The organism is uncultured Clostridium sp. (assembly GCF_963515715.1).
Lineage (GTDB): Bacteria > Bacillota > Clostridia > Clostridiales > Clostridiaceae > Clostridium_AW.
Genome location: NZ_CAUPZS010000002.1, coordinates 102,591 through 128,466 on the forward strand (window position 1 = coordinate 102,591; position 25,876 = coordinate 128,466).

The window sequence follows — 25,876 nt, forward strand, 5'->3', positions numbered from 1 at the left end:
TAATATCTCTCACTTGTAGAAGATGAGAGTGTTACGGATGGTAGTCATCGGATAAATAAATTTAAGGGGGAAAAATAAATGGCAAATAATTTGAATTTTAACAAGGGGACAATATGTGTACAAGGAGGATACAATCCAAAGTCAGGGGAGGCGAGAATTTTACCAATATACCAAAGCACGACGTATAAGTATGATGATCCAGATGAATTAGCTGCATTGTTTGACTTAAAGGCAGAAGGGCATATGTATTCAAGAATAAGCAATCCTACAGTGGCTGCCTTTGAAGAAAAGATTAATGAATTGGAAGGTGGAGTTGGGGCTCTTTCATTAGCATCAGGACAGAGCGCAGTAGCACTATCCATACTAAATGTCTGCAAAAATGGGGACCATATCGTAGCTGCCTCAACACTTTATGGTGGAACATTTTCGCTGTTATCAACAACCTTAAAGAGGTTTGGAATTAGTGTAACCTTTGTGAATCCTGACTCTAGTGAAGAGGAAATATTCAGCTGCTGTAATGACAACACTAGAGCAATCTTTGGAGAAACTATAGGAAATCCAGGATTAAATATATTGGACTTTGAAAAGTTCTCTAAAATTGCAAAGAAAGTAGAGGTACCATTTATCGTGGATAACACCCTAGCAACACCATATTTATGTAATCCACTTAAGCATGGAGCAGATATAGTTATTCATTCCACAACAAAATATATTGATGGTCATGCAACTAGCTTAGGAGGAATTATAGTAGATGGAGGAAATTTCAACTGGAAGAATGGAAAGTATCCTGACTTTACAGAGGCAGATTCAAGTTATCATGGAATTAAATATGCAGAAACTTTTCAAAATGCTGCCTATATAGTAAAAGCTCGTGTTCAGTTATTAAGAGATTTAGGACCATGTACCAGTCCTTTTAATGCATTCTTACTTAATCTAGGAGCTGAAACCCTTCATTTACGAATGGAAAGACACAGCTACAATGCTTTAAAATTAGGAGAATTCTTAGAACAGCATGACAAAGTTAATTGGGTAAACTATCCTCTTCTTGAAAGTCATGATAGCTACCTTTTAGCTAAAAAATATTTACCTAAAGGGGCTAGCGGTATTTTAACCTTTGGAGTAAAAGGAGGAATTGAGGCTGGAAAACAGTTTATTAGAAATTTAAAATTAGCTACCCTAGTTGTGCACTTAGGAGATGCTAGAACCACGGTAATTCACCCAGCTAGTACAACTCATAGGCAACTTAATGAAGAAGAACAGTTATCTTCAGGAGTTACATCAGATTTAATAAGAATCTCTGTAGGAATTGAAGATATTGAAGATATTATAAAGGACTTCGATGAAGCGTTAAAAAAATTAGATTAAAATTAATTTAAATAAAAAGGTCTTCTTATCTGCGGGTAAGAAGACCTTTTGTTATAATGAAGTTATATTCATACCGTATTAGAGAAATTTAGTGCGGTTTTTATTTTTTATTTTACTAAAGCCAAAATCCATTCTTCCACGTCTAATGAGTAGAGAGGGGGATAAAGATGAATATGTTTATTTGACTTTAGATGCAGTTTTATAAATCTTATATATAAGTTTTACATAATTATTTTTTTTATTATTGGTACATAAATATACATAGAAAGTTTTTTGCATTCCCAAGAGTGGCAGAGTTCATCGTAGAACTCAAAGTCTAGTTTTGAATCATCAATTTCATATCCAGAGATTGGGAACCACTCTTCAAGTATATACTTCCAAGTACCTTCGATTGAGCTTACAAAATCATCCTCATCTACAGGGGGAGTGGTAAATACTGCATAGGTAGCGGCAGGTACTTCAAGCTTATACATATCTTCTAAAGCATTATCGAAGTTTGAAACTTCTACTCCTAATACGTAGGAGAATTGGTCAGTTTCCATATTTGTATTTATGCAAATACCATATTCGCCATGTTTAGGTGGACTTTGAGTTTCATACAATTTAGCTTCCTTACCTTCAATATTGCATTGGTCCCAAAATCCAGGAATATCTCTAGTATGAGCATTGTTTCTCAAGGTAGTTTTAAATTGATATCCAACTATTTTAAAAGCATCTCTTTTAAGTATTTTAGGTTCCATTATAACCCCTCCGATTCTATTCTCTCTTAATTTTTTTAGATTAATTTTCTGTGGAAAACTTATGGACATATGCATTCGATAAAAGTTTGGTGCATATCCAAAGTGTTTTTTAAAGGCTTTTGTAAATCCAGAATGAGTCTCAAAGCCATAATTTAATGCTATATCAAGTATTTTTCCTCCATTGCTAAGCTCATAAAGGGCATATTGCAGTTTTCGTCTTGTAACATATTCCATTACAGGCAGTCCAACAAAGCTATTGAATACTCTGTAATAGTGGTAGGTTGAAAATCCTGCAATTTTAACTAACTCATTCACAGTTATTTTTTCAATAATATTATCATCGATATAGTCTATTGTTTTTTGTATTAAATCTATATAATCCACTAGAGGTACCTCCTACAATAAAGAAATTGCCGTACGATAATTATATATTAACATAGGTATGAAGAGACTTCTTTTCCTATTTTGCTAAGGTATGAAATTTCTACTATAATCTATAGCTCTTTAAGATTACCTTGCTGTATATTGGTCCATAAGTTGGAATTATGATAAAATTAATAGAGAATATTAATAATAGATGTGAGAGTTTTATCTGAATTTATCTCTTCTAAATTAAAATCATATAGCCAAGAGAAATTGAAGTAAGGTACAGAATATAAGAGAGGAAGAGAAGAAAGGAAGAATTATGCCAAAAAGAATTAAAAGTCGAAAAAGTAAAATTGGTACTGCTCCTGGTACACTTGTACATGTAGGTGAACATGTAGGTGAGGATGTGAAGATTACTCGTATAAGTTATAATGAAGAGGATTTTAATAAAGCTGTGTATGAAGATATAGAAAAATGCTTGTCTTCATGTAGAGATGATAGCATAAATTGGATAAATATTGATGGTTTAGAGTCTACTGAAATAATTAGTGATATAGGGAAAAGATTCAACGTTCACCCTCTTATATTAGAAGACATTTTAAATACAACACAGCGACCTAAAATAGATATAGATAACAACTATATATACATCGTTATTAAAATGCTCTATTACGATAAATCTATAAAAGAGATTAAATCTGAACAAGTTAGCTTTATAATCCTTGAAAACTATATTTTATCTTTCCAAGAATTTAGGGGAGATGTTTTTGATGACCTTAGAAGAAGACTTGAGCGGGATAAATCTAATATAAGAGCTAAAGGAACGGATTATCTGGCTTATTCTTTGATAGATTCTATAGTTGACAGTTATTTTGATATTATAGAAAGCATTGGGAATTCAATAGATACAATTGAAGATACTCTTATGAGTAATCCTAGCCAAAAAACACTTAATGATATTTACAAATTAAAGAGGGAATTGATTTTTTTAAGAAATTCTATTTGGCCTCTTAGAGAAGTTCTTGGAAAACTCGTGAAATCTGAATACGAGTTGATAGAAGATAAAACTGTAATGTTCTTAAGGGATGTATATGATCACACTATTGAGATTGTAGATATAATAGAAACTTATAGAGATATTTTATCTGGCATGCTGGATACATATCTATCTAGTGTAAGTAATAAAACAAATGAAATAATGAAGGTACTTACTATATTTTCAACCATATTTATTCCCCTTTCATTCTTAACAGGTATATATGGAATGAACTTTGAATACATGCCTGAACTCAAATTTAAACATGGGTATTTGATTTTCTGGGTAATAACTATTGCTTGCATATTATCTATGATCCATTATTTTAGAAAGAAAAGATGGTTTTAAGTTATTGACTATTATACTCATAGGAGAAAACTATGCTAAAATGTTTTATGGTAGAAAATATGATAGAAAATATGATAGAAAATTAAAACCTCTGAATAATATCACATATTAACTCAGAGGTTTTTTCACAAAATAATATATAGACTATTTAATTAGATAATATAGAATTTAATAAAACTTTTTACCAACCATTTCCCCAAAATAAATAGTCAGGAGCTTTAGAACCTTGCCCATATGGTTCGCTTTGTATCATTACAAGGATGGCATCCTTTGCCCCGTCTACCATTTTACTCTGCTGTGGTGGAGCAATTCCTACCATTTGTGCTCTTGAGGTTTTTCTAAACCATACATCCTTAACTCCATTCCAATCACCTTTATATATCCATTCATCTTCTGGTAATTCATTTCCCCATGCGCACTGATCTTCAATTGGACCATTTGGATTGGCTTTTCCGCCTCTATAAACTTCAATAGTGTATGAATGTATACCAAGTCTGCCATATGTCCAATCTATCATTTCAGCAGAAGTGGGATAATCATCATAGGATTGCTTTGTGTAAAAATTTCTACCAGTAGTATTTTTAAGTGCATTTGTCATATCAAGTGCTACTTTTTCCATGAATTTAGCATCCACTGGCTTTTCAGGAGTATTACACCATGGGGTTAATACACATTGTATACCTGTGTGAAGAGATGCTAAGGCATGAATTTTCTTTGTTAATAAGAAATTTTCAACAGCTTTTACTTCAGGTTCTATAGCAGGGTTGGAGCCTGCTCTTGCGTATGCATTTCCGCCTAATGCTGGTTTTGTATCTACATCTAAGTAATTCCACAAATAATCAAAGGTTCTATTTAAATCAATATTACTTTGTTTTGGGTCATCTCCAAATACTCCATTCTTATCCCAGTCAAGACTTTCCATACCAATTTTCTTTCTATCTTTTATAGCTGAATCTTTGGCGCCTACATATATATCAGATATTACTCCATCCCCGTCTGTATCTGTATATGGGTCGCTAAATACTATATTGTTGCCATTGCGGTCTGTAGGTCTTAAATTTTCTCTGATAGGATATATAAAGGATTGAGCATATCCATCAGGATTCATAACAGGTACGATATATACTATATAATTATCTAAAATATTCTTTGCTTTTTTATCAACATCATAATTTTTGGCTAGCCACCAAGCTGTGTAAGATGCACTTTCAGCGGATTCTTGTTCATTTCCATGAATATTCCCAATTACAGCAATGCCAGTTTTATTTTTTTCGTTCTTTACATTGCTAGTTAGCTCTATGGCATTTATTTTTCTTTCCCTCCAGGTGTGGCCGATTGGATAAGTTTTTGCTATTTTAGGATACTCTTTAGCTAAATTATTTAATAAATTATCATGGAATTCTAAAGTATGCCTTTCATCCCAATTAATATTTTTTAATTGATTATTTGTGCCTTTATCATTTTGAGCAAATGCATAGCCAGAAGATGTGATCAATAACACAAGAGTTAAAAATAATGAAGTAAGCTTTTTCATGATTATCCCCCTTTAAAATAATAAGTCATATATATTATTTTGTGATGCCATCAAGTGATTCTTAGCTTCAGATGAAGTTTATTTAAAAGAAATTATTATTTAATTTACTATTTTATTTAATTATATTCATCTTACTTGCAATATATTTCGGTTTAGTTGCAATATATTTCAGTAAACTACTAATTATCAAATGGTTAAGTTTTTCATTAATTGTCCCTTAATTGGAATCAAATGTATTTTTAAACTGTACATTACTCATTGACAAGTGTACATGTGGCGTAGTACACTATAAATCTAGATTTTTATACAGGATTTATATTTTATTTAGTTGTGACATTTATATTTTATTTAGTTGTGACATTTATATTTTATTTAATTGTGTATTTATATTTTACTTAATTGTGCATTTATATGTTATTTAGAGGAGGGAAAGCTCATGAAAAATCTAATGAAAAAATGGAATGAATTAAGCTTGGTAAAACGAATAATCATAGGTTTAGCTATTGGTATTATACTGGCTATAACAATTCCTGAAGTAGCAAAACCAATTGTTATTTTAGGTTCTTTATTTGTAGGTGCCTTAAAAGGGGTTGCACCTGTATTAGTATTCTTATTAGTAATGTCAGCCATTGCTCAACATAAGAGTGGCCATCAAACTAACATGAAATCCATTATAGTTCTTTATCTATTAGGAACATTATTAGCTGGAGTTTCAGCGGTTATTATAAGCTTTATATTCCCAGTAAGCTTAACACTTACAGCGGGTGCTGAGAACGTGACTGCTCCAGGAGGAATGTCAGAGGTTCTACAAGCATTACTTATGAACATTGTTGATAATCCAGTAAAAGCGCTTTATAATGCTAACTATATCGGTATATTATCTTGGGCAGTACTTCTTGGACTTGCTTTAAGAAGCGCATCTGATTCTACAAAAACCATGATTTCTAATTTTTCAGATGCAGCATCTCAAATAGTTAGATGGATCATAAATTTTGCACCATTAGGAATTATGGGGCTTGTATTTGATACTATTGCTACAAATGGAATTGAGTCCTTACTTAGCTATGGACAACTACTTGCAGTTTTGATTGGGTGTATGGCCTTTGTGGCTCTTGTTGTGAATCCAATCATTGTGTTCTTATATATTCGTAAAAACCCGTTTCCACTTGTGTTTAAGTGCTTAAAGGAGAGCGGTATTACAGCATTCTTTACACGTAGCTCAGCGGCAAATATTCCTGTAAATATGAGCTTATGTGAAGAATTAGGTTTAGATAAGGATACTTATTCTGTATCTATTCCATTAGGAGCTACCATTAATATGGCTGGTGCAGCTGTTACCATTGCTGTTTTAACTCTTGCAGCTGTTAATACTCTTGGTATTAAAGTGGACATAGGTACGGCCATAATCCTTAGTGTACTGTCAGCTGTATCTGCTTGCGGTGCTTCAGGCGTTGCTGGTGGATCACTATTACTGATTCCTCTAGCATGCAGCTTATTTGGTATTCCAAATGATGTTGCTATGAAGGTAGTGGGTGTAGGATTTATCGTAGGTGTACTGCAAGACTCTTGCGAAACAGCACTTAACTCATCTACAGACGTACTTTTTACAGCAATTGCTGAATTTGCAAAGTGGCGTAAAGAAGGAAAAGAAATAGTTATTAACAAATAGAAGAAAATATTCATATTGTTTACACATATTTAAGTCCCTAATGGCAGTTTATCATTGCCATAGGGGCTTTTGTTTTAGTAAAATTATAAAGAACATTTGTTTAATTAATTAAATTTAAAGGAGTTAAAAATATCATGGAGAAAAACATAGAAAAGGATTCAAAGTTTAATAATATGGATTTTTTAGATATGGATTTTATAAATTACTTTAGAAACATGTTAGACAAAAATTTAAAGAAGTTATTAAAAGAATTAGATCAGGAATATTCTTTAAAAGAATTAGATATTAAAGGGATACATTCCGCTTGGATAGAGACTTTAAATACTGATAAAAATAAAGGCGTTATAATATACCTTCATGGTGGATGCTATGTTTATGGAAATGTGAAAAATTATTGTACCATCCCCATTCAGCTTGCAAATGCTACAGGAATAAAGGTATTATCAGTTAATTATGGACTGGCTCCTGAAAATCCATTCCCTAAAGCATTAGAGGATGTGTTAAGCATATATGAATATTTGCTAGAAGAAGGATATAGCGGCAAGGATATTGCAATTGTAGGGGATTCAGCGGGAGCGGGCCTTGCCTTAGCAGTTGTTTCAAAGTTTAGAGATTTAAAAATAAACTTACCAGCTGCTTTAGGATTATTTTCACCTTGGATTGATTTGACATTAAAAGGGGATACAATAGAAACTTTAAAGGAATATGATACTATATTAAGTAGAAAACAATTAGAAGGGGCAGCAAAAATTTATGCCGGAGAAGAAGAATTGAGCAATCCTTTAATTTCTCCTATTTTTGGTGATTATAAAAATTTTCCACCTATGATGATTTTAACAGGAGGTCGTGAGATTTTGCTTAGCGATTCAATGAATTTAGCAAGAAAAGCATCAATTGGCAAGAGTGATGTAAAGCTTATTTTGTGGGATAACTTATATCATGTTTTTGCAGCAGATTCAAATTTGCCTGAAAGTAAAGAAGCAATAGAAGTACTAGGAAGATTTTTATTAGAAAAACTTATTCAGTGACGTAGCATCCGTTATGGGGGTATTACGGATGGTAGTCATCGGATAAAAAGGTTTAATTTTTTAGAGCTGAATATATTGTATTATCAATATAATATTGCTATAATACAATCAGTAAAGTTTATTATAAACTTTACTGATTGTTATAATTTGGGTTAATTTTATTTTTAAATTAAAGAATACTAATTCATTCATATCTTGATATTTTTTGAAATAGGAGAAAATGTATATGAAAGAATTTAGTATTAGCACAAATGTATATTTTGGAGAAGGGTCTTTAGATAGACTAAATGAAATTAATAATAAAAGAGTACTTATAGTATGTGATAAATTTATGGAAGTTTCAGGTATGGCTACAAAAGTGCAAGAAAAGCTTGTTGATTGTGAAGTAGCTATATATAGTGATATTGTGCCTGATCCATCTGTAGAAGTTATTGCTGCTGGTATTAAAAAGTTACAAAGTTGTAATGCACAGATTATCATAGCTCTTGGTGGAGGTTCATCAATTGATGGAGCTAAGGCAATTAGAGAATATGCAAAAAAAATTACTGGAGGGGTTTCTTCCATAGAAGAGTTTTACGCTATACCTACTACAAGTGGTACAGGCTCTGAAGTAACTGAATATGCAGTAATTACAAATAAACAAGAAGGATTAAAATATGCTCTTACAGATAAATCTCTTCTTCCAACAGTTGCTATTCTTGATCCTGAACTAGTTAAATCTGTACCTAAAGCTATAACTGCTGATACAGGAATGGATGTAATCACACATGCTATGGAGGCCTATGTTTCAAAGAATGCTACTGATTTTTCAGATGCTCTTGCAGAAAAGGCTTTTACTTTAGCATTTAGATTTTTACCACAAGCTTATGCTGATGGAAATGATATAGTAGCAAGAGAAAAGCTTCACAATGCATCATGCCTTGCGGGTATGGCATTTAACGCAGCTGGACTTGGAATTACTCATAGTTTAGCTCATGCTGTAGGTGGAAAATTGCATATTTCTCATGGAAGAAGCAATGCAATTATACTTCCTCATGTAATTGAATATAATGCTAATTTAAATAAAGATTCATTCCATGCTGAATATAGCATAGCAGCTAAGAAATACCAAAGACTTGCCAAATTATTGAAGTTACATGCGCCAAATGTAAATATTGGTGTTAATAATTTAGTTAGAAGCGTTGTAGAACTTCAAAAGACATTGATGATTCCAACAACATTAAAAGAACAAGGTGCTGATATGGATTTGGCTCAAGCATCGAGAGAAGATATTATTAATGCAGCTCTTAAGGATGTATGTACAACAGTAAATCCTAGAGAAGCTTCAAGAGAAGATTTATCAAAAATTTTAGAAAAAATATTTGAATAAAATATTATAAAATAAATCACCCATTAATGGGTGATTTATTTTATGTTCATTACTAGTCACCAAAATTGTTCAACTTTTTCCCTTCAGAGAAAGGTTGCCCAACGACGCTTTCTAAGTTGCAATAACTTAGTCCCATCATAATGATTGGGTCAATTTTGATCGGATCGGGCTTGCCCTGCGTCACACAATCTTCATTGACAAACGCAGCAACAATATCGCCAAAGAACATTGTAAAGCCTCGTATTTCCTTACTGTCGCAAACCTTGCAGAGAAAGTTCAGCGAACACTCTTCTATCATCGGCGCCTGACCTGCCATATCAAAAAAAGGCGTAAATAAACCCGATTTATCAACGTTCTTACCCGAAGCTATGCCACAGAAATCCAGTTCTTTTACCAATGCCGTTGAAGGAATATTGACGCTGAAATAGCCAGTCTCCACAATCCCTTCTGTAATATAGTGGGTATTTTTCAATGATACGCATAGCACAGGTTCAAGACAAGCGCACCCTCCCGCGCCTACAGTAGTATATGTCGGCTTTTCATTCATCATTGCACCAACAATCATAGCTGGAAATGGTCCAACCGGCTGGTTTTCAAGTTTAATTTTTTTCAATTTTAATTTCTCCTTTTTGCATAGCCCAAACCCACGACGCTATGTTTTTATATACAACCATATGGATCAAAGGGTATGACTATTCATTATGTAAATTTTCTGTACCTACTATATCACAACAATTAAAAAAAATCACCCATTTATGGGTGATTTTTTTTATGCTCATTTTTTTCAGAAAAGTTGAAAAAATATATATAATAAAATATAATTTAAATCATATTAAAAAAAGGAGGCTTTAATATGAAAGAAGAACTATATTCAATAGGGAAAGTTGGCGAAATATGTAGAATAACTCAAAAAGCACTTAGATTTTATGATAAAAAGAACATCTTATCTCCTGATAAAGTGTGTGATGAAAATGGTTATAGATATTACAGCAAGAAGACTTTATTATCTGTGCCAGTGATAAAATATTATAAGCAAAGTGGATTTACCCTTGATGAAATGAGAAGTTTTTTAAAAGGAACTACCTATGATTCTATTCATCTAAGCTTTGAAAGAAAAATTCATGAATTAAAAGAACTTCAAAATGAAATAAATTTAAAAATAAGATCCGTTAAAGATTGGAATGATCTTATAGTTGAGGCACAGATGGTAATTGAAAATGATGCCTGCGATGTGGCTATAAAATATATAGATAATCGCAGCTTAATCTACTTAAATCAAGATTTTGAATATGACTATATGGATTCTATAATTAATATAGAATTTACCAATTATATAGATAGTATAGATAATGCAATAACAGGTCCTGTAATTATATGCTTTCCGTCCTTTGAGGATAAAATTAATGGAAAATGCAATAAGATGAGGATAATGCAAGAGACAATTTCAGAATGTAAAGAAGAAGCAAGTATTGAATTCGGTGGGTGGATGGCAGCGTCTTGTTATCATATAGGATCCCATGAAACAATTAATGAAACATATAAAAAAATAGAAGAGTGGACAAAAAAACGTGGTTATATATGTTCTGAAGAATGCTATGAAAGATATGTAACAGATTATTGGACTACTAAAAATACTGATAAATTTGTAACAGAAATTTTGATCAAAGTCAGTAGGAAAAAATAATTTTATAACAATAAAAACGTTGACCCTAGGGTAAGGTATAAAAGCCTAATAGTACTCCGCTTATGAAGAATTAATATTAATAAATAAGGTGTATCCATTGATTTATAAGGCTAAAGTTAAATTTATATTAGTTGTAATTTAGGTATGATTCTGTTTGTTACTTAACAAACGCGCACTTTAAAGCTGACAGACTATTTGTAATTATGCATTAATTTTGAGGCGTAATTATGATTATAATATTTTAAGTCTTGTTAAAATATTCTTATAAAATACTTGTTGACTCTACCCCAAAGGGAAAGGAATATAATTTGTTTAAAGAATAAATACCTACAAGATGCAGATGAAAAGGTGTTCAATAGTTTAAAAATGGAATGTACCCAATTATAACAATCTTAAATCATATTAAAGTATACTCATCGTAAATTTTTATTTAACAATATAAATTTAAAAATTATTAATCGCATAAGCGAAAGGAGTTTTAATTTATGAATGGAGTTTCAGAAGCGGCAAATTTAGAAGCAATCGCTGCGAAAAAGAAATTAACAAGTAATTTCTTCAAAAAGGGTGTATCCCTGGCTTTATTTTCAGGACTTACCTATGGATTATACACGGCATTTCTAACTATGGGTATGACTAAGGGAGTTTGGGGTGACTGGTATGGCGCTAATACTGCTGGTTTATCAGCATTTGTTGTAGCATATTTGCTTGCAGCAATTGGTAATGCCATAAATGACACATGTAGTGCTATTTGGGCGCTTTTATATTCAGGAGTTAAAGGTAAATTTGGAGATTTCATAAGATGTATTAACACAAAGCCAGGACGTATTATGATATTAGCGGCTCTTATCGGAGGACCTATAGCTGGTACTGCTTATGTTATAGCTATTCAAATGGCTGGTTCAATAGTTGTTCCAATATCAGCTCTTTGTCCTGCTATTGCTGCTATATTAGGTAAAGTTTTATATAAGCAAGAATTAAACAAACGTATGGCTTTAGGTATTGGTGTGTGTGTATTTGCCAGCTTTTTAATTGGTAGTACAGGAATTAGTGGTGGTGCCTCAGCAGGTACTTTCGTTGGAATTGCAATAGCTATTATTGCTGCCATTGGATGGGGATTTGAAGGTTGTGTAGCTGGATATGGCTCAGCAATGATTGACCCTGAAATTGGTATTTGTATACGTCAAGTAACATCAGGTATAGCAAATCTATTCATTTTAGTTCCGATTTTTGGAATGATGGCTGGTGGACTTAATGTTTCTACTAATCTTGTTGTACAAGCATTTACAAGTGCTCCTGCGATGGGCTGGTTCGCTTTAAGTGGTTTGTTATCATTCATTACATTTATGACATGGTATGCTGGAAACAGTATGTGTGGAGCAGGACTTGGTACTGCATGTAATGCAACATATTCATTCTTTGGACCGCTATTCTGCTTATTAGTATTAGGTGTATATGGTGGAATGGACGGATGGGCATTACCTTCTGTTGCTTGGGTTGGAGCTGTAATAATGATGGTTGGTATCCTTACAATATCTATGAATCCACTTGATTTATTAAAAAGAAAGAAGATGGAGGTATAATAGATGAAGCCACTTAACTATGCAATTTTAAAATATTTTACTAAAGTTGAAGAAGCTTGTGCTGAGGATGTTATAGAGGCACTAAAGGGAGAATATGGAAATTTTAAGGCATTAAAAAAGGACGCTGTAATTAACGCTTTAATGACAGCAGAAGCAAATGGTCTTATTGAAGAAACAAGACTTGAATTAAATAAAAACAAAGAGTTGAAGGTTTATTATCACGCACATGAAGAGGGTGCGGCTACAATTAATAAATATATTGAGGATTAATTTTACTTGAAATAAGATACATCACAGTGAAAATTATTTGAAAATTATTATTATAAGAATATATTGATTTTTCACTAAAGAGAAAGAAATATAGCAAAACATATAATAAAAAATTAAAAATATATGCAAACATGTATCTAAGGATAAGAGTTATGTAATTGAAAAAAAGTATACTTAGCTAAAAATAGGAAGGAGAAATTATCAATGAGATATTATGGGGATGAGGCTTTAGGTCTTGTAGAAACAATAGGATTAGTTCCTGCACTTGAAGCTGCCGATAAAATGCTTAAGGCTGCCAATGTTGAATTAATTTCATATGAAAATATTGGTTCCACTCTTGTAACAATTATGATAAAAGGTGATGTTGGTGCAGTAAGAGCTGCTGTAGAAGCAGGCGCCGAAGCAGCTAAAGCTATTGGCAAACTAACAGCACACAATGTTATGCCACGTCCTATTAGAGAAGTTGGAGATATTGTGTCAGTACACGATATCGATTTATAAAAGAGAAAGGAAAGGATACACATATGGCAAGATATGAAGCTTTAGGATTAATTGAAACCTTTGGTCTGGTTTTTGCTTTAGAAGCAGCAGACGCTATGTGCAAATCAGCAAATGTTGAACTTATAGGATATGAAAATGTTGCATCAGGTTATATATCTGTATTAGTTAGCGGTGATGTTGGTGCTTGTAGAACAGCGGTAGAAGCTGGTGTTGCAGCAGTTGAAGGAATGGAAGGTGGAAACCTTTATAGTTCAATGGTTATACCAAGACCCCATCAAGATCTTGAAAAGATAATAAAACGATATGCCATTCCAAATCCTATAACGGAATAGGAAATGAAAATTTTTTCTAAGTAATAAATAAAAGGAGAGAGAAAAAATGAATATTATTGATAATGATTTACTCTCCATGCAGGAAGCTAGGATTCTTGTTGAAAACGCTCGTGAAGCACAAAGAAAATTAGCAACATTTCCACAAGAAAAACTTGATGAAATAGTTGCACGTATGATTGAAGAGATTGAAAAACATTTAAAGGAACTTGCAAAAATATCTAATGAAGAAACTGAATATGGGAAATGGGAAGATAAATATATCAAAAATCAATTTGTATGCCAGTATTTGAAAGATAGACTTGAAGGCATGAAGTGTGTAGGTAGCATTGATGAAGATAAAATAAACAGGACAAGAGATATTGGAGTACCAATGGGGGTTATTATAGCCTTCTCACCATCAACCAGTCCTGTATCTACAACCATATATAAGGCACTGATTGCAATTAAATCAGGAAATGCAATTGTGTTTTCACCTCATCCAAGAGCTAAAAAAGCAATTTGTAAAACACTTGATATTTTGATTAGAGCTGCAGAAGGAGTAGGGCTTCCAGAAGGTTCTCTTGCATATTTGCATATAGTAGCACAAAGGGGTTCATTAGAACTTATGGAACATAGAGATACTTCTCTTATAATGAATACAGGAGTTCCAGAAATGCTTGATGCAGCTTATAAATCCGGTAAGCCAGTAATTTATGGTGGCAACGGAAATGGACCAGCTTTCATAGAACGTACAGCTAATATAGAGCAGGCGGTTAAAGATATTATTGATAGCAAGAACTTTGATTATGGAGTTGTTTCTGCAGCTGAACAATCAGTTGTTGTTGATAGCTTAATTGCCGCTGAAGTGAAACAAGAATTTATTAAAAATGGTGGATACTTTATGACAGAAGAGGAAGCTGAAAATCTGGGATCAATACTTTCTAATAAAGATGGAAGCCTTGAACTAGAGATGATTGGTAAATCACCGCAATTTTTAGCTAAGCGTGCTGGTTTTACTGTTTCTCAGGATATAAAAGTTCTTATTTCAGAGCAAAAGTTTGTTTCTAAAGATAACCCTTACTCAAAAGAAAAGCTTTGTCCTGTTTTAGCCTTTTATATAGAAGAGGATTGGATGCATGCTTGTGAAAAGTGTATAGAATTGTTACTTACTGAGCGATATGGACATACACTTATTATACATTCAAAAGATGAAGAAGTTATTAATCAATTTGCATTGAAGAAACCAGTTGGAAGAATACTTGTTAATACTCCAGGAACTTTTGGAAGCATGGGAGCGACGACCAATTTATTTCCTTCAATGACTTTAGGTAGTGGTTCCGCAGGTGAAGGGATGACTTCAGACAATGTTTCACCTAGAAATTTAATATATGTCCGTAAAGTTGGATATGGGGTTCGCACAGTAGATGAAATTGTTAAAACAGTAAACAATGAAGAAGATTCTACTTGTACAGTTTCAAATGATAAATCAAATGCAAGTGATAAATTAAATGTAAATGAAATAGATAATTATAAGTTATTAGAGAGTATCTTAAAAGAAGTTCTAAATAACTTGAAATAAAAGATCATATCTAAAATATGAAATACATTAAAGACTGGGAGGTAACAAATTTGGATATTCGTGAATTTTCAAATATATTTAAGGAAGCTACTAAAAATATGTCTGATGAAGAACGTGACAGTTTAATGAAGATGTTTGAGAGTGTTTCCAAAGAAATAACAAAAGAAGAACCAGCTACTTGCAATGTTGCATGTGACAATAATGGTGAAATTCCTGATGGAATAACAGAGCGTTTAGTTAAGTTAAAGGAAACTTACCTAAAGCATGTTCCAACAATAACAACTCATAGAGCAAGAGCTATTACTAAAATAGCAAAAGAAAACCCTGGTACTCCTAAATCAGTTTTACGTGGTAAATGTTTTAAATATTGTTGCGAAACTGCACCACTTGTAATTCAAGACAATGAACTTATAGTTGGAGCACCAAATGGACAACCTCGTGCAGGAGCATTTTCTCCTGATATAGCTTGGAGATGGATGGTGGATGAAATTGATACAATAGGAAATCGTCCACAAGATCCATTCTACATCTCAGAAGAAGATAAGAAAATTATGCGTGATGAGTTATTCCCATATTGGCAGGGTAAATCCGTTGATGAATACTGCGAAGATCAATATCGTGAAGCAGGAGTATGGGAACTTTCAGGAGAATCTTTTGTTTCTGACTGTTCATATCACGCAGTAAATGGTGGAGGAGACTCTAACCCAGGATATGACGTTATCTTAATGAAAAAAGGTATGCTTGACATAAAGAGAGAATCAGAAGAAAAATTAGCTGAACTTAGCTATGAAAATCCAGAAGACATAGATAAAATCTATTTCTATAAATCATTAATTGATACTGCTGAAGGTGTTATGATATATGCTAAACGTATGTCAGACTATGCTGCAGAGTTAGCTTTAAAAGAAACTAACCCTAAGCGTAAAGCAGAACTTCAAAAGATTTCTGAAATAAATGCTAGAGTTCCAGCACATAAACCAAGTACTTACTGGGAAGCAATTCAAGCAGTTTGGACTATAGAATCACTACTTGTAGTTGAAGAAAATCAAACAGGTATGTCTATAGGACGTGTTGACCAGTACATGTACCCATTCTACAAAGCTGATATTGAAGCTGGACGTATGACTGATTTTGAAGCATTTGAATTATCAGGTTGTATGCTTATAAAAATGTCTGAGATGATGTGGATAACAAGTGAGGGCGGTTCTAAATTCTTCGCAGGTTATCAGCCATTTGTTAACATGTGTTTAGGTGGTGTTACTAGAGAAGGTCGTGATGCTACAAACGAATTAACATACCTTTTAATGGATGCAGTTCGTCACGTTAAGATATATCAACCATCTTTAGCTTGCCGTATACACAAAGGATCACCACAAAAGTATCTTAAAAAGATAGTTGACGTTATCCGTGCAGGTATGGGATTCCCAGCATGTCACTTTGATGATGTTCATATAAAAATGATGTTAGCCAAAGGTGTTTCTATAGAAGACGCAAGAGATTACTGCTTAATGGGATGCGTTGAGCCACAAAAATCAGGAAGATTATATCAATGGACTTCTACAGGATACACTCAATGGCCTATATGTATAGAACTTGTTCTTAACCATGGGGCACCACTATGGTATGGTAAGCAAGTATGCCCAGATGCGGGAGACTTAAGCCAGTTTAAAACTTATGAACAATTCGAAGCAGCTGTTAAAGATCAAATTAAATTCATTACTAAATGGACAAGTGTTGCTACAGTAATTTCTCAACGTGTTCACAAAGAACTTGCACCAAAACCACTTATGTCTATGATGTATGAAGGATGTATGGAAAATGGTAAAGGAGTAGAAGCAGGCGGAGCTATGTATAACTTCGGACCTGGAGTAGTATGGAGTGGTCTTGCTACTTATACAGATTCCATGGCAGCTATAAAGAAATTAGTATTTGAAGATAAAAAATATACACTACAAGAAATGAACGAAGCTTTAAAAGCTGATTTCGTTGGATATGAACAACTAAGAAAAGATTGTTTAGAAGCACCTAAGTATGGTAACGATGATGATTATGCAGATTTAATTGCTGCTGATTTAATTAACTTTACTGAACAAGAACATCGTAAATATAAGACATTATATTCAGTACTTAGCCATGGTACACTATCAATCTCAAATAACACTCCATTTGGACAAATGACTGGAGCTACAGCAAATGGACGTAGAGCATGGATGCCTTTATCAGATGGTATAAGTCCATCACAAGGATCTGATTTTAAAGGACCTACTTCTATAATAAAATCTGTTTCTAAAATGTCTTGTGAAGATATGAATATAGGTATGGTTCACAACTTCAAGTTAATAGCTGGCCTTCTTGATACACCAGAAGGTGAACAAGGAATCATTACATTATTACGTAGTGCATGCGCCCTTCAGCTTGGAGAAATGCAGTTTAACTATTTAAATAACGAGACTTTAATAGAGGCTCAGAAGCATCCAGAGCAATACCGTGATTTAATAGTTCGTGTTGCTGGATATAGTGCATTCTTCGTTGAGTTATGCAAAGACGTTCAAGATGAAATCATCAGCAGAACTATGCTTGAACATTTTTAATTAAAAACTTAAAAATTAAAAACAATATGTAACTTAAGAATTTTTAAATTAAATTTTAGAGTCTGTAATCTACAGAGCTGTTCTGTAGATTACAGATTACAATTAAGATATATATTAAAAATCAAAGTAAATGAAATTGGAGAATGAAAGATATGAGTAATGGAAATTTAGGTGTAATCGAACGAAAAGCGACGATTTTTAATATACAAAAATATAATATGTATGATGGAGAGGGAATAAGAACTTTAATATTTTTTCAAGGTTGCCCCCTTCGTTGTAAATGGTGTGCAAATCCTGAAGGATTGATTAAAATGCATAGAGTTATGTTTAAAAGCAATTTATGTGTTAACTGTGGAGCTTGCGTCTCTGTTTGTCCCGTTTCCATACATTCTATCTCTAATGAAACTTTAAAGCATGAAATTAATCGTGATATTGAGTGTATCGGATGCGGTAAGTGCAAGGAAGCTTGTCTTAAATCTGCTATATCAATAGTTGGAGAAGTAAAAACTATCTCTGAACTTTTAGAAATTGTAGAAGAGGATAGAACTTTTTATGAAATGTCTGGTGGCGGAGTTACATTAGGCGGTGGTGAAGTTTTGATGCAGCCTGAAGCAGCTTGCAGTTTATTAATGGCATGTAAGCAAGAAGGTATAAACACTGCAATTGAAACTTGTGGTTATGCAAAAATGGAAACAGTACTTAAGGTTGCAGAGTTCACAGACCTATTCCTATTTGATATTAAGCATATTGATTCTGATAGACACTTTCAGTTAACAGGAGTAAGAAATGAACAGATTTTAGAAAATCTTCAGGAATTACTTCGCAGAAAATACAATGTAAAGATTCGTATGCCTTTACTTAAAGGTATAAATGATTCTCAAGATGAAATAGAAAGAACTATGGAGTTTTTAAACCCATATAAAGAATATAAAAACTTTAAGGGAATTGATTTACTTCCATATCATAAGATGGGGGTAAATAAATATAACCAATTAGGAATGGAATATCCTATAAAAGATGATCCAAGTTTGAAAAGTGAAGATTTAGACAGAATAGAAGGATGGATTAAAAAATATGACTTACCTGTAAAAGTAATCCGTCATTAAGCAGAGAACCAAAATCTATGATTTTGTGTGAATCGCTTACTCATTCGACAAAGGAGAAGGAGTTTCATTAAATAATAAGATGGAAGGTAAAGCTTATGGGAGATTTTTTCGATAGAAATACGCAGCGTGTTGTACAAGAGTCAGTTCCAGGAAAGCAGATTACTATAGCTCACGTTATCGCATCTCCAATGTCTGATATATATGATCGTCTTGGAATCGATGAAAAAGGAGCAATAGGTATTTTAACTCTTTCACCCTGTGAAACTGCTATTATTGCCGCAGACATTGCTACAAAAGCTTCTGATGTTGAAATTGGATTTCTTGATCGTTTTACAGGGTCTGTTGTAATAAATGGTGATGTTCAAAGTGTGGAAACAGCACTTAGTGCAGTAAATGATACGTTAAAGAATATGCTTGGATTTACGACCGCTCCCATTACAAGGACATGAGAAAAAAGCGCATAATGGTGATTGGTCCTTCAAAATCTGGCAAAACTACAATAGTTAATGCATTAAACGATTATGATGGTCCATTAAAGGGAACACCAGAAGTGATTTATGGTAAGAATACCATTGATGTCCCAGGTCCCTATATAGAAAATTCATGGATGTATAAACATGTAATTGCAGTAGCTCAGGATGCATCCCATGTGCTTGTGGTAGTTGATCAGTCTAATTGCACTGAAATATATCCCCCTGGGTTTGCAAAGTCTTTTAGATGTCCGGTAATTGGGGTTATAACAAAATGCGACCTAATACCTGAAAATGAAGAAAAATGTTTAAGACAGCTAAAAGCCATAGGAGTATCAGAGCCATATTTTCATATTAGCTTTCCCATGGGAACAGGAATTGATGCTTTAAAGAAGTATCTATTTAAAAAAGGTGAGGAGTAAAGGGCAATGATGAAATTTATTACCGAAGAGTATTTAAGAGATTTATATAGAAAAGAACCTTTTAATGCCTACAAGTTACAAGAAGGACAGCGCCTTACCCCTGGAGCAGCTCAATATTTGTCTGATAAAAGAATAAAAATTAATAATGATGCTTCAAAAGCAGATAAGAATGTTTCTAAAAGCAGCCAGACAGAAACAATACAGGTAGAAACAGCACAGGTAGAAACAATAAAAGAAGCTGAAAACAGTAATTTAAATTTGAATAAGAAGCTTTGTTGTAAGTTGAAATCTATGGAGGCAGCATTTCTTGTTACTAGTAGTGAAATATTAAAAGAAGATATTATTTTAGCACAAAATATTATAAGTTTGGGTAGAAAAATATCAAACATCAGAAATGTTGTGGATGGAAAAGGTACTCTTGAACCTATTAATTGTAAAGAATGTACAGGAATGAATTCATTAAATTTCACAACTGAGCTTGAGGATTGTTTTGAAATAACAGAATTTCATATGCAGCTGAAAAAAAGTAATGAGATTTTAAAAATGCACACACTTCGTTGTGCAGTGCAAGAATTACAATTTGAAATAATTGAAACGTACAAAAGTGATGATGAGAGCTTAAAAGACGGAATTGTGAGGAATGTTAATTCAATAATTAATTCACTGTCTCAATTAATTTGTTTAGCAGTAGGAGGAAAAGAATGTCAAAGGAAAAATTAACTTTTGAATATTGCGATAATATGGTTCAGAAGTTTGAAGAAGTTATAGAAAAGCCAATTATTAATGAATCTTCTGTTTATTACACAGGTGTGGATTTAGGTACTGCTTGCGTGGTATTAGCTGTTTTAGATGAAAACTACAAGCCAGTTGCTGGTGCATATAGATATGCTGATGTAGTTCGTGACGGTATGATTGTGGACTATATTGGAGCAATAAAGCTTGTAAAAGAACTTAAGCAGGAAATTGAAGAAAAACTCAATAAAGAGCTTATTTATGCCGCTGCTGCAATTCCACCTGGAACCGATGCTCTAGATTCTGGAGCAATTAAAAATGTAGTTCAAGCAGCAGGATTTGAATTGACATGTCTTTTAGATGAACCTACTGCTGCAAATGCTCTACTTAAAATTGAAAATGGTGCAGTTGTGGATATCGGCGGAGGAACAACTGGAATATCCATTTTAAAAGATGGAAAGGTTGTTTCTGTTGTTGATGAACCTACAGGCGGTACTCATTTTTCATTAGTTATTTCAGGTGCATATAAAATGCCTTTTAAAGAAGCAGATAAATTTAAAAGAGATAGTAAAAATCACAAAGAAATTTTACCGTTGCTAAGACCAGTAATTGAAAAGGTATCATCAATTATTAACAATAATATTGAGAATTATAATGTTAATGAGATTTCTTTAGTAGGTGGTACTTGTTGCTTGACAGGAATTGAAGAAATTATTGAAAAGCAGACAAAAATATATACTCATAAACCTAAAAACCCTATGTTTGTTACACCACTTGGAATAGCATTAAATTGTACACAAGATATTATGGAATAAGGCACATTCAAATAAATTACTTGTTATTTATTTTCATATGCCTAATAAGGAGAGTGTTTAAAAGTGGATTTTAGAATTATAAAATCACCTTCTGATAGCACTAAAAATATTCTTAAAAGACGAATGGGTAGAGATTGCAAAGCGGATTTAGAAAATGCTGATGCAATAGGACTTGTTCAAGGTAAATTTATCGATATGATTTATGCCGCAGATATTGCTGAGAAGGCTGTTGGAGTTACCGTTGAAGATATTAGGGGATTATGTCCCCAGCATATGGTTCTAATTGGGATTTTAGGTGACACAGCATCAGTTGAAGCTGCATTAAATGAGATTAAGCTGAAGATGAAAGAGGAAAAAGGATATGATAGCAGCAAGACTTGTTGATAATGTATGGGCCACTAGAAAAGCAGAATCTCTTAACGGACTTAAATTTATGCTTGCTGAGGAAATTAGTGGAGTAAGTGAAGGGCGTAGATTTATTGTCGTTGATATTATAGGTGCGGGCATTGGTGATAAAGTTATCGTCAGTACTGGGGCATCTGCTTGCAGAATGTTAGGAGATAATAATGTTCCTGTAGATGCAATTGTTGTTGGAATAATTGATCATGATTGCAATTTTGATTAAGGCGCAAAGGATGTGAAAACATGAAAAAATTAATCTGTGCAAAAGATGTTGAAGCATTAATATTAAATAATGAAAAAATATTTTATATAGATGGCAGTGAAATAATCACACCATCAGCTCAAGATCTTGCAAAAAATAATGAAATAGTGTTTACTACAAAAGCTCCTGCACCTAAAGTACAGGATTTAGGAGTTAGCAAAGCTTCAAGCATAGATGGTATTGATAGCGAAATGCTGCTTAATTTCTTTAGAAAAATGATGGACAAGGGTCTTTTAGAAGAAATGCTTCAATGTTTAAAGCAAAAGAATCTTCCATTTGAAGCAGAAAGTGACCCTAATGGACTTAAAGTTGTTAGAGGAAATACAGTAAAAATGGATGTATTTGACACTGGTAATCCAAACGCAAAAGTTTATTTCCAAGAATTGGTAAGTAAAGAAGAATCAAAAATGAGTGCTGGATTTTTAATTATCGAAGACTCAAAATTTGACTGGGAATTAACTTACGAAGAGATTGATTATGTCATTGAGGGAACTTTAACAGTTGAAATCAATGGAAAGACATATACAGCTTACCCTGGAGATGTACTATTTGTACCATCAGGTTCTAAAGTGGTTTGGGGTTCACCAGATAAAGCTAGGGTGTTTTATACAACATATCCAGCAAACTGGGCGGATCTCTTATAGAAAATTAGGAGGATTAGCCTATGCAAGCGCTTGGTTTAATAGAAACAAAAGGATTACTTGCAGCTGTTGAGGCAGCTGATACAATGGTTAAATCAGCAGAAGTAAGTATTATTGAAAAGACTTATGTAGGTGGAGGACTTGTTACAATTTTAGTTACAGGTGATGTAGGTGCAGTAAAAGCATCTATAGAAGCTGGAGTAGCAGCTGTTAAAAAACTTAATGAAGAATTTTTAGTTTCTGATCATATAATTCCACGTCCTCATGAGGAATTGGAAAGTATAATTGGACCTAATACTCCACCAGAGGTTTTAGAAGTTCCATCATTTAATGAAGAAATAGAAGATGTAGAAGAAGTAGAACAAACTGAAGAAAAAAAAGAAGAAGCAGAAGATGTAGAAAAAAATGAACAAGTACATGTAGCAGAAACTGAAGAAGCAATAGAACAAGTTGAAGACCAGATTAAAGAAAATCAAGATCAAGATGCTTTAGAAGTGGATTCAGATAAACTGCATAAGTTAGATTTAGAGAATTTGCACAAAGAAGATGTAGATAATCTAGTAAGTAAAGACGGTATAGAAAAAGCCCTTTTAATACTAGCTAAATTAAAAGTTGTTAAGCTTAGAAATTTAGCTCGTGAATATAAAGATTTTGGAATTACAGGTAGAGCCACCTCAAAGGCAGGCAAGAACACATTAATTACTAAATTTAAATTATATTACGAGAAAAAATAGCTATTTTAAGGTTGATGAAAGGAAGTAAGGAATAATGGAAAACTTTGATAAAGATTTGCGTTCAATACAAGAAGCAAGAAATCTTGCCAGACTTGGAAAGGTAGCAGCTGATAAAATTGCTAATTATACTGAGGAGCAGATTGATAAAATTTTACGCAATATGGTTAGAGTAGCAGAAGAAAATGCTGCTTGCTTAGCACAAATGGCAGTTGAAGAGACAGGTTTTGGTAAAGCTGAAGATAAAACTTTCAAAAACCATTTAGCAGCTACTATATTATATGATTCAATTAAAGATATGAAAACAATAGGTGTAATTAAGGAAGATGAGACAAATAAGCTTATAGAGATTGCTGAACCAGTTGGTTTAGTTATGGGTATAGTACCTTCAACAAACCCAACTTCAACAGCGATTTTTAAATCTATAATTTCAATTAAATCTCGTAATGCTATAGTTTTCTCACCACATCCAGCTGCTGCAAAATGTACAATTAAAGCAGTTGAATTAATGAGAGATGCAGCTATCGAAGCTGGTGCACCAGAGAACATTATAAGTGCTGTAACTATGCCAACAATTGCAGCTACAAATGAGTTAATGAAAAGCAAAGAAATTTCTATAATAATAGCTACAGGTGGCCCAGGAATGGTTAAAGCTGCTTATAGTTCAGGAAAACCAGCTATTGGTGTTGGTGCAGGAAACTCTCCAGCATACATCGAAAGAACTGCTAATGTAGAAAAGGCTGTTAGAGATATTATTGCAAGTAAGACTTTTGATTATGGTACAATCTGTGCTTCAGAACAATCAATAATTTGTGAAGAATGCAATCAGGATGCAGTTGTTCAAGAGTTTAAAAAGCAAGGCGGATATTTTATGACAGAAGAAGAAACTGATAAAGTTTGTAAGCTGTTATTTAAGAATGGATACGCTATGAATGCTAAGTTTGTTGGAAGAAGTCCTCAAGTTATTGCAAGTGCTGCAGGATTTACAGTTCCAGCAGAAGTTAAAGTGCTTATAGGAAGACAAAATGGAGTAGGCGCAGGTTATCCATTGTCCTTTGAAAAACTTACAACAGTTCTTGGATTCTATACAGTAAAAGATTGGCATGAAGCATGTGAATTAAGTATTGAATTACTTCAAAATGGAATTGGCCACACAATGAGTATCCATACTGAAGATAGAGATATAGTTATGGAGTTTGCTAGAAAGCCAGCTTCCCGTATTCTTGTTAATACTGGTGGATCTCAAGGTGGAACAGGTGCAAGCACAGCTCTTAGCCCAGCATTTACTTTAGGCTGTGGTACATGGGGAGGAAGTTCAGTATCTGAAAATGTTACTCCAGAGCACCTTATAAACATCAAAAGAGTTGCTTATGGCTTAAAGGATTGTGCAACATTAGCATCTAATGACCCAACTTTCAACCGTATAAAAACTGCTGAAAATTGTCATGGAGTTCAAAATCAATTTATGAATATGAGCCCAGCTCAAATTGCAGCAGCTGCAGAAGCTTTAAATAAAGTTGCTAATTCTTCTAATAATGCTAATAGTTGTACTGAATCTAATAATGAAAGTGGAAAAAATGAAGACATTTTAGACTTAGTTAACCAAATAGTTGCCGCAATGAAGGGGGCAAACTAATGGATAACTGTGAAGAAATATTAAAGGTTTTGCTAGAAGCTATTAAAAGCAATGGAGCTAATAATGAAGTTCAGCAAAATTCATCTGAGATTCCAGTAGGAATTTCTAATAGACATATACACCTTTCACAAAAGGATTTAGAAAGTCTTTTTGGTAAAGATTATGAACTTACAAAGATTAAAGACCTATCTCAACCTGGACAATATGCTTGTAAGGAAGTTGTAACAATTTGCGGGCCAAAAGGTGCAATTGAGAAGGTTAGAATACTTGGTCCTGTAAGAAGCAAAACTCAAGTTGAAGTATTAGCTGGAGATTGCATTAAACTTGGAACAGTACCACATGTAAAATTGTCTGGAGATTTAAGCAGAACATCTGGAATCACAGTAGTTGGATCAAAGGGATCTGTTCAAATTGAAGAAGGGTTAATAGTTGCACAAAGACACATTCACATGACACCTGAAGATGCTAGAAATTTAGGAGTACATGATGGAGAAGTAGTATCAATAAAATTTGATGATTTGAGAGGCGGAATATATAGCAATGTGGCTATTAGAGCTAACGATTCATCAAAACTTGAATGTCACCTTGATATTGAGGAAGCTAATGCAATGGGCATTAACTCAAAATCAAAAATAACAATAGTAAAATAAAAAAATGTTTATAAATAAAAAAATATTTAGGAGGAATT

General features: G+C 33.2%; 26 protein-coding genes. 23 read left to right on the plus strand and 3 right to left on the minus strand.

What is annotated here, in order from left to right; all coding sequences use genetic code 11:
* Positions 1–78 precede the first annotated feature (78 nt).
* Positions 79–1,365 carry an O-acetylhomoserine aminocarboxypropyltransferase/cysteine synthase family protein gene (locus tag RYO54_RS02550; protein ID WP_315115315.1) on the plus strand — a complete coding sequence of 429 codons (1,287 nt, stop codon included), beginning with the start codon at positions 79–81 and terminating at the stop codon, positions 1,363–1,365.
* Positions 1,366–1,586: 221 nt separating this feature from the next.
* On the opposite strand, the gene RYO54_RS02555 is transcribed toward RYO54_RS02550, so the two are convergent.
* Positions 1,587–2,489 carry an effector binding domain-containing protein gene (locus tag RYO54_RS02555; RefSeq protein WP_315115317.1) on the minus strand — a complete coding sequence of 301 codons (903 nt, stop codon included), beginning with the start codon at positions 2,487–2,489 and terminating at the stop codon, positions 1,587–1,589.
* A 301-nt stretch (positions 2,490–2,790) separates the two neighbouring features.
* On the opposite strand from RYO54_RS02555, the gene corA reads away from it, so the two are divergent.
* Complete coding sequence (gene corA / locus RYO54_RS02560) at positions 2,791–3,855, plus strand: magnesium/cobalt transporter CorA (RefSeq protein WP_315115320.1); 1,065 nt, start codon at positions 2,791–2,793, stop codon at positions 3,853–3,855.
* Positions 3,856–4,036: 181 nt separating this feature from the next.
* On the opposite strand, the gene RYO54_RS02565 is transcribed toward corA, so the two are convergent.
* Complete coding sequence (locus RYO54_RS02565; RefSeq protein ID WP_315115323.1) at positions 4,037–5,389, minus strand: M14 family zinc carboxypeptidase; 1,353 nt, start codon at positions 5,387–5,389, stop codon at positions 4,037–4,039.
* A gap of 436 nt (positions 5,390–5,825) precedes the next feature.
* Between RYO54_RS02565 and sstT the strand changes: the two genes are divergently transcribed.
* The 3 genes from sstT (at position 5,826) to RYO54_RS02580 (ending at position 9,455) form a co-directional block, all read left to right on the plus strand.
* Complete coding sequence (sstT, locus tag RYO54_RS02570; RefSeq protein ID WP_315115326.1) at positions 5,826–7,058, plus strand: serine/threonine transporter SstT; 1,233 nt, start codon at positions 5,826–5,828, stop codon at positions 7,056–7,058.
* A gap of 134 nt (positions 7,059–7,192) precedes the next feature.
* Positions 7,193–8,086: an alpha/beta hydrolase gene (locus RYO54_RS02575; RefSeq protein ID WP_315115328.1), complete on the plus strand. Its 894-nt coding sequence runs from the start codon at positions 7,193–7,195 to the stop codon at positions 8,084–8,086.
* A gap of 226 nt (positions 8,087–8,312) precedes the next feature.
* Positions 8,313–9,455: a 1-propanol dehydrogenase PduQ gene (locus tag RYO54_RS02580; RefSeq protein ID WP_315115330.1), complete on the plus strand. Its 1,143-nt coding sequence runs from the start codon at positions 8,313–8,315 to the stop codon at positions 9,453–9,455.
* A gap of 52 nt (positions 9,456–9,507) precedes the next feature.
* On the opposite strand, the gene RYO54_RS02585 is transcribed toward RYO54_RS02580, so the two are convergent.
* Entirely contained in the window at positions 9,508–10,068 is a 561-nt protein-coding gene (locus tag RYO54_RS02585) for a flavin reductase family protein (RefSeq protein ID WP_315115333.1), read from the minus strand.
* A 240-nt stretch (positions 10,069–10,308) separates the two neighbouring features.
* Here RYO54_RS02585 and RYO54_RS02590 point away from each other — a divergent pair, with 240 nt between their 5' ends.
* From RYO54_RS02590 to RYO54_RS02675, 18 genes are all read left to right on the plus strand, one after another.
* Entirely contained in the window at positions 10,309–11,139 is an 831-nt protein-coding gene (locus tag RYO54_RS02590) for a MerR family transcriptional regulator (protein WP_315115335.1), read from the plus strand.
* A 485-nt stretch (positions 11,140–11,624) separates the two neighbouring features.
* Complete coding sequence (locus RYO54_RS02595; protein ID WP_315115336.1) at positions 11,625–12,719, plus strand: hypothetical protein; 1,095 nt, start codon at positions 11,625–11,627, stop codon at positions 12,717–12,719.
* Between the two features lie 3 nt (positions 12,720–12,722).
* A complete protein-coding gene (locus RYO54_RS02600; RefSeq protein WP_315115338.1) occupies positions 12,723–12,989 on the plus strand; it encodes a hypothetical protein in 267 nt (88 codons plus the stop codon).
* Positions 12,990–13,193: 204 nt separating this feature from the next.
* Positions 13,194–13,490, plus strand: a complete 297-nt coding sequence (locus RYO54_RS02605) for a BMC domain-containing protein (protein WP_315115340.1) — start codon at positions 13,194–13,196, stop codon at positions 13,488–13,490.
* Positions 13,491–13,513: 23 nt separating this feature from the next.
* The gene (locus RYO54_RS02610; RefSeq protein WP_315115342.1) at positions 13,514–13,822 is read left to right on the plus strand and encodes a BMC domain-containing protein; all 309 of its coding nucleotides are present in this window, start codon (positions 13,514–13,516) and stop codon (positions 13,820–13,822) included.
* Positions 13,823–13,868: 46 nt separating this feature from the next.
* Positions 13,869–15,380: an aldehyde dehydrogenase family protein gene (locus RYO54_RS02615; RefSeq protein WP_315115345.1), complete on the plus strand. Its 1,512-nt coding sequence runs from the start codon at positions 13,869–13,871 to the stop codon at positions 15,378–15,380.
* A 50-nt stretch (positions 15,381–15,430) separates the two neighbouring features.
* Positions 15,431–17,971, plus strand: a complete 2,541-nt coding sequence (gene cutC / locus RYO54_RS02620) for a choline trimethylamine-lyase (RefSeq protein WP_315115347.1) — start codon at positions 15,431–15,433, stop codon at positions 17,969–17,971.
* 152 nt (positions 17,972–18,123) lie between these two features.
* Complete coding sequence (gene cutD, locus RYO54_RS02625; protein ID WP_315115350.1) at positions 18,124–19,077, plus strand: choline TMA-lyase-activating enzyme; 954 nt, start codon at positions 18,124–18,126, stop codon at positions 19,075–19,077.
* A 95-nt stretch (positions 19,078–19,172) separates the two neighbouring features.
* The gene (locus RYO54_RS02630; RefSeq protein WP_315115352.1) at positions 19,173–19,526 is read left to right on the plus strand and encodes a BMC domain-containing protein; all 354 of its coding nucleotides are present in this window, start codon (positions 19,173–19,175) and stop codon (positions 19,524–19,526) included.
* Positions 19,523–19,969, plus strand: coding sequence for a EutP/PduV family microcompartment system protein (locus RYO54_RS02635; protein WP_315115355.1), 447 nt, complete (start codon positions 19,523–19,525; stop codon positions 19,967–19,969). Before RYO54_RS02630 ends, RYO54_RS02635 begins: the two co-directional genes overlap by 4 nt.
* A gap of 6 nt (positions 19,970–19,975) precedes the next feature.
* Positions 19,976–20,689 carry a cobalamin adenosyltransferase gene (locus RYO54_RS02640; protein ID WP_315115357.1) on the plus strand — a complete coding sequence of 238 codons (714 nt, stop codon included), beginning with the start codon at positions 19,976–19,978 and terminating at the stop codon, positions 20,687–20,689.
* A complete protein-coding gene (eutJ, locus tag RYO54_RS02645) occupies positions 20,671–21,516 on the plus strand; it encodes an ethanolamine utilization protein EutJ (RefSeq protein WP_315115360.1) in 846 nt (281 codons plus the stop codon). The genes RYO54_RS02640 and eutJ overlap by 19 nt, the downstream gene beginning before the upstream one ends.
* Before the next feature lie 63 nt (positions 21,517–21,579).
* Positions 21,580–21,900: a BMC domain-containing protein gene (locus RYO54_RS02650; RefSeq protein WP_315115362.1), complete on the plus strand. Its 321-nt coding sequence runs from the start codon at positions 21,580–21,582 to the stop codon at positions 21,898–21,900.
* Positions 21,878–22,141, plus strand: a complete 264-nt coding sequence (locus RYO54_RS02655; protein ID WP_315115364.1) for a EutN/CcmL family microcompartment protein — start codon at positions 21,878–21,880, stop codon at positions 22,139–22,141. Before RYO54_RS02650 ends, RYO54_RS02655 begins: the two co-directional genes overlap by 23 nt.
* 20 nt (positions 22,142–22,161) lie before the next feature.
* A complete protein-coding gene (locus RYO54_RS02660; RefSeq protein ID WP_315115367.1) occupies positions 22,162–22,824 on the plus strand; it encodes a cupin domain-containing protein in 663 nt (220 codons plus the stop codon).
* Positions 22,825–22,844: 20 nt separating this feature from the next.
* Positions 22,845–23,555 carry a BMC domain-containing protein gene (locus RYO54_RS02665; protein WP_315115369.1) on the plus strand — a complete coding sequence of 237 codons (711 nt, stop codon included), beginning with the start codon at positions 22,845–22,847 and terminating at the stop codon, positions 23,553–23,555.
* A 34-nt stretch (positions 23,556–23,589) separates the two neighbouring features.
* Positions 23,590–25,188, plus strand: a complete 1,599-nt coding sequence (locus RYO54_RS02670; RefSeq protein ID WP_315115372.1) for an acetaldehyde dehydrogenase (acetylating) — start codon at positions 23,590–23,592, stop codon at positions 25,186–25,188.
* On the plus strand, positions 25,188–25,838 hold the full coding sequence (locus tag RYO54_RS02675; protein ID WP_315115374.1) for a phosphate propanoyltransferase: 651 nt from the start codon (positions 25,188–25,190) through the stop codon (positions 25,836–25,838). The genes RYO54_RS02670 and RYO54_RS02675 overlap by 1 nt, the downstream gene beginning before the upstream one ends.
* The last annotated feature ends 38 nt before the right edge of the window (positions 25,839–25,876 follow it).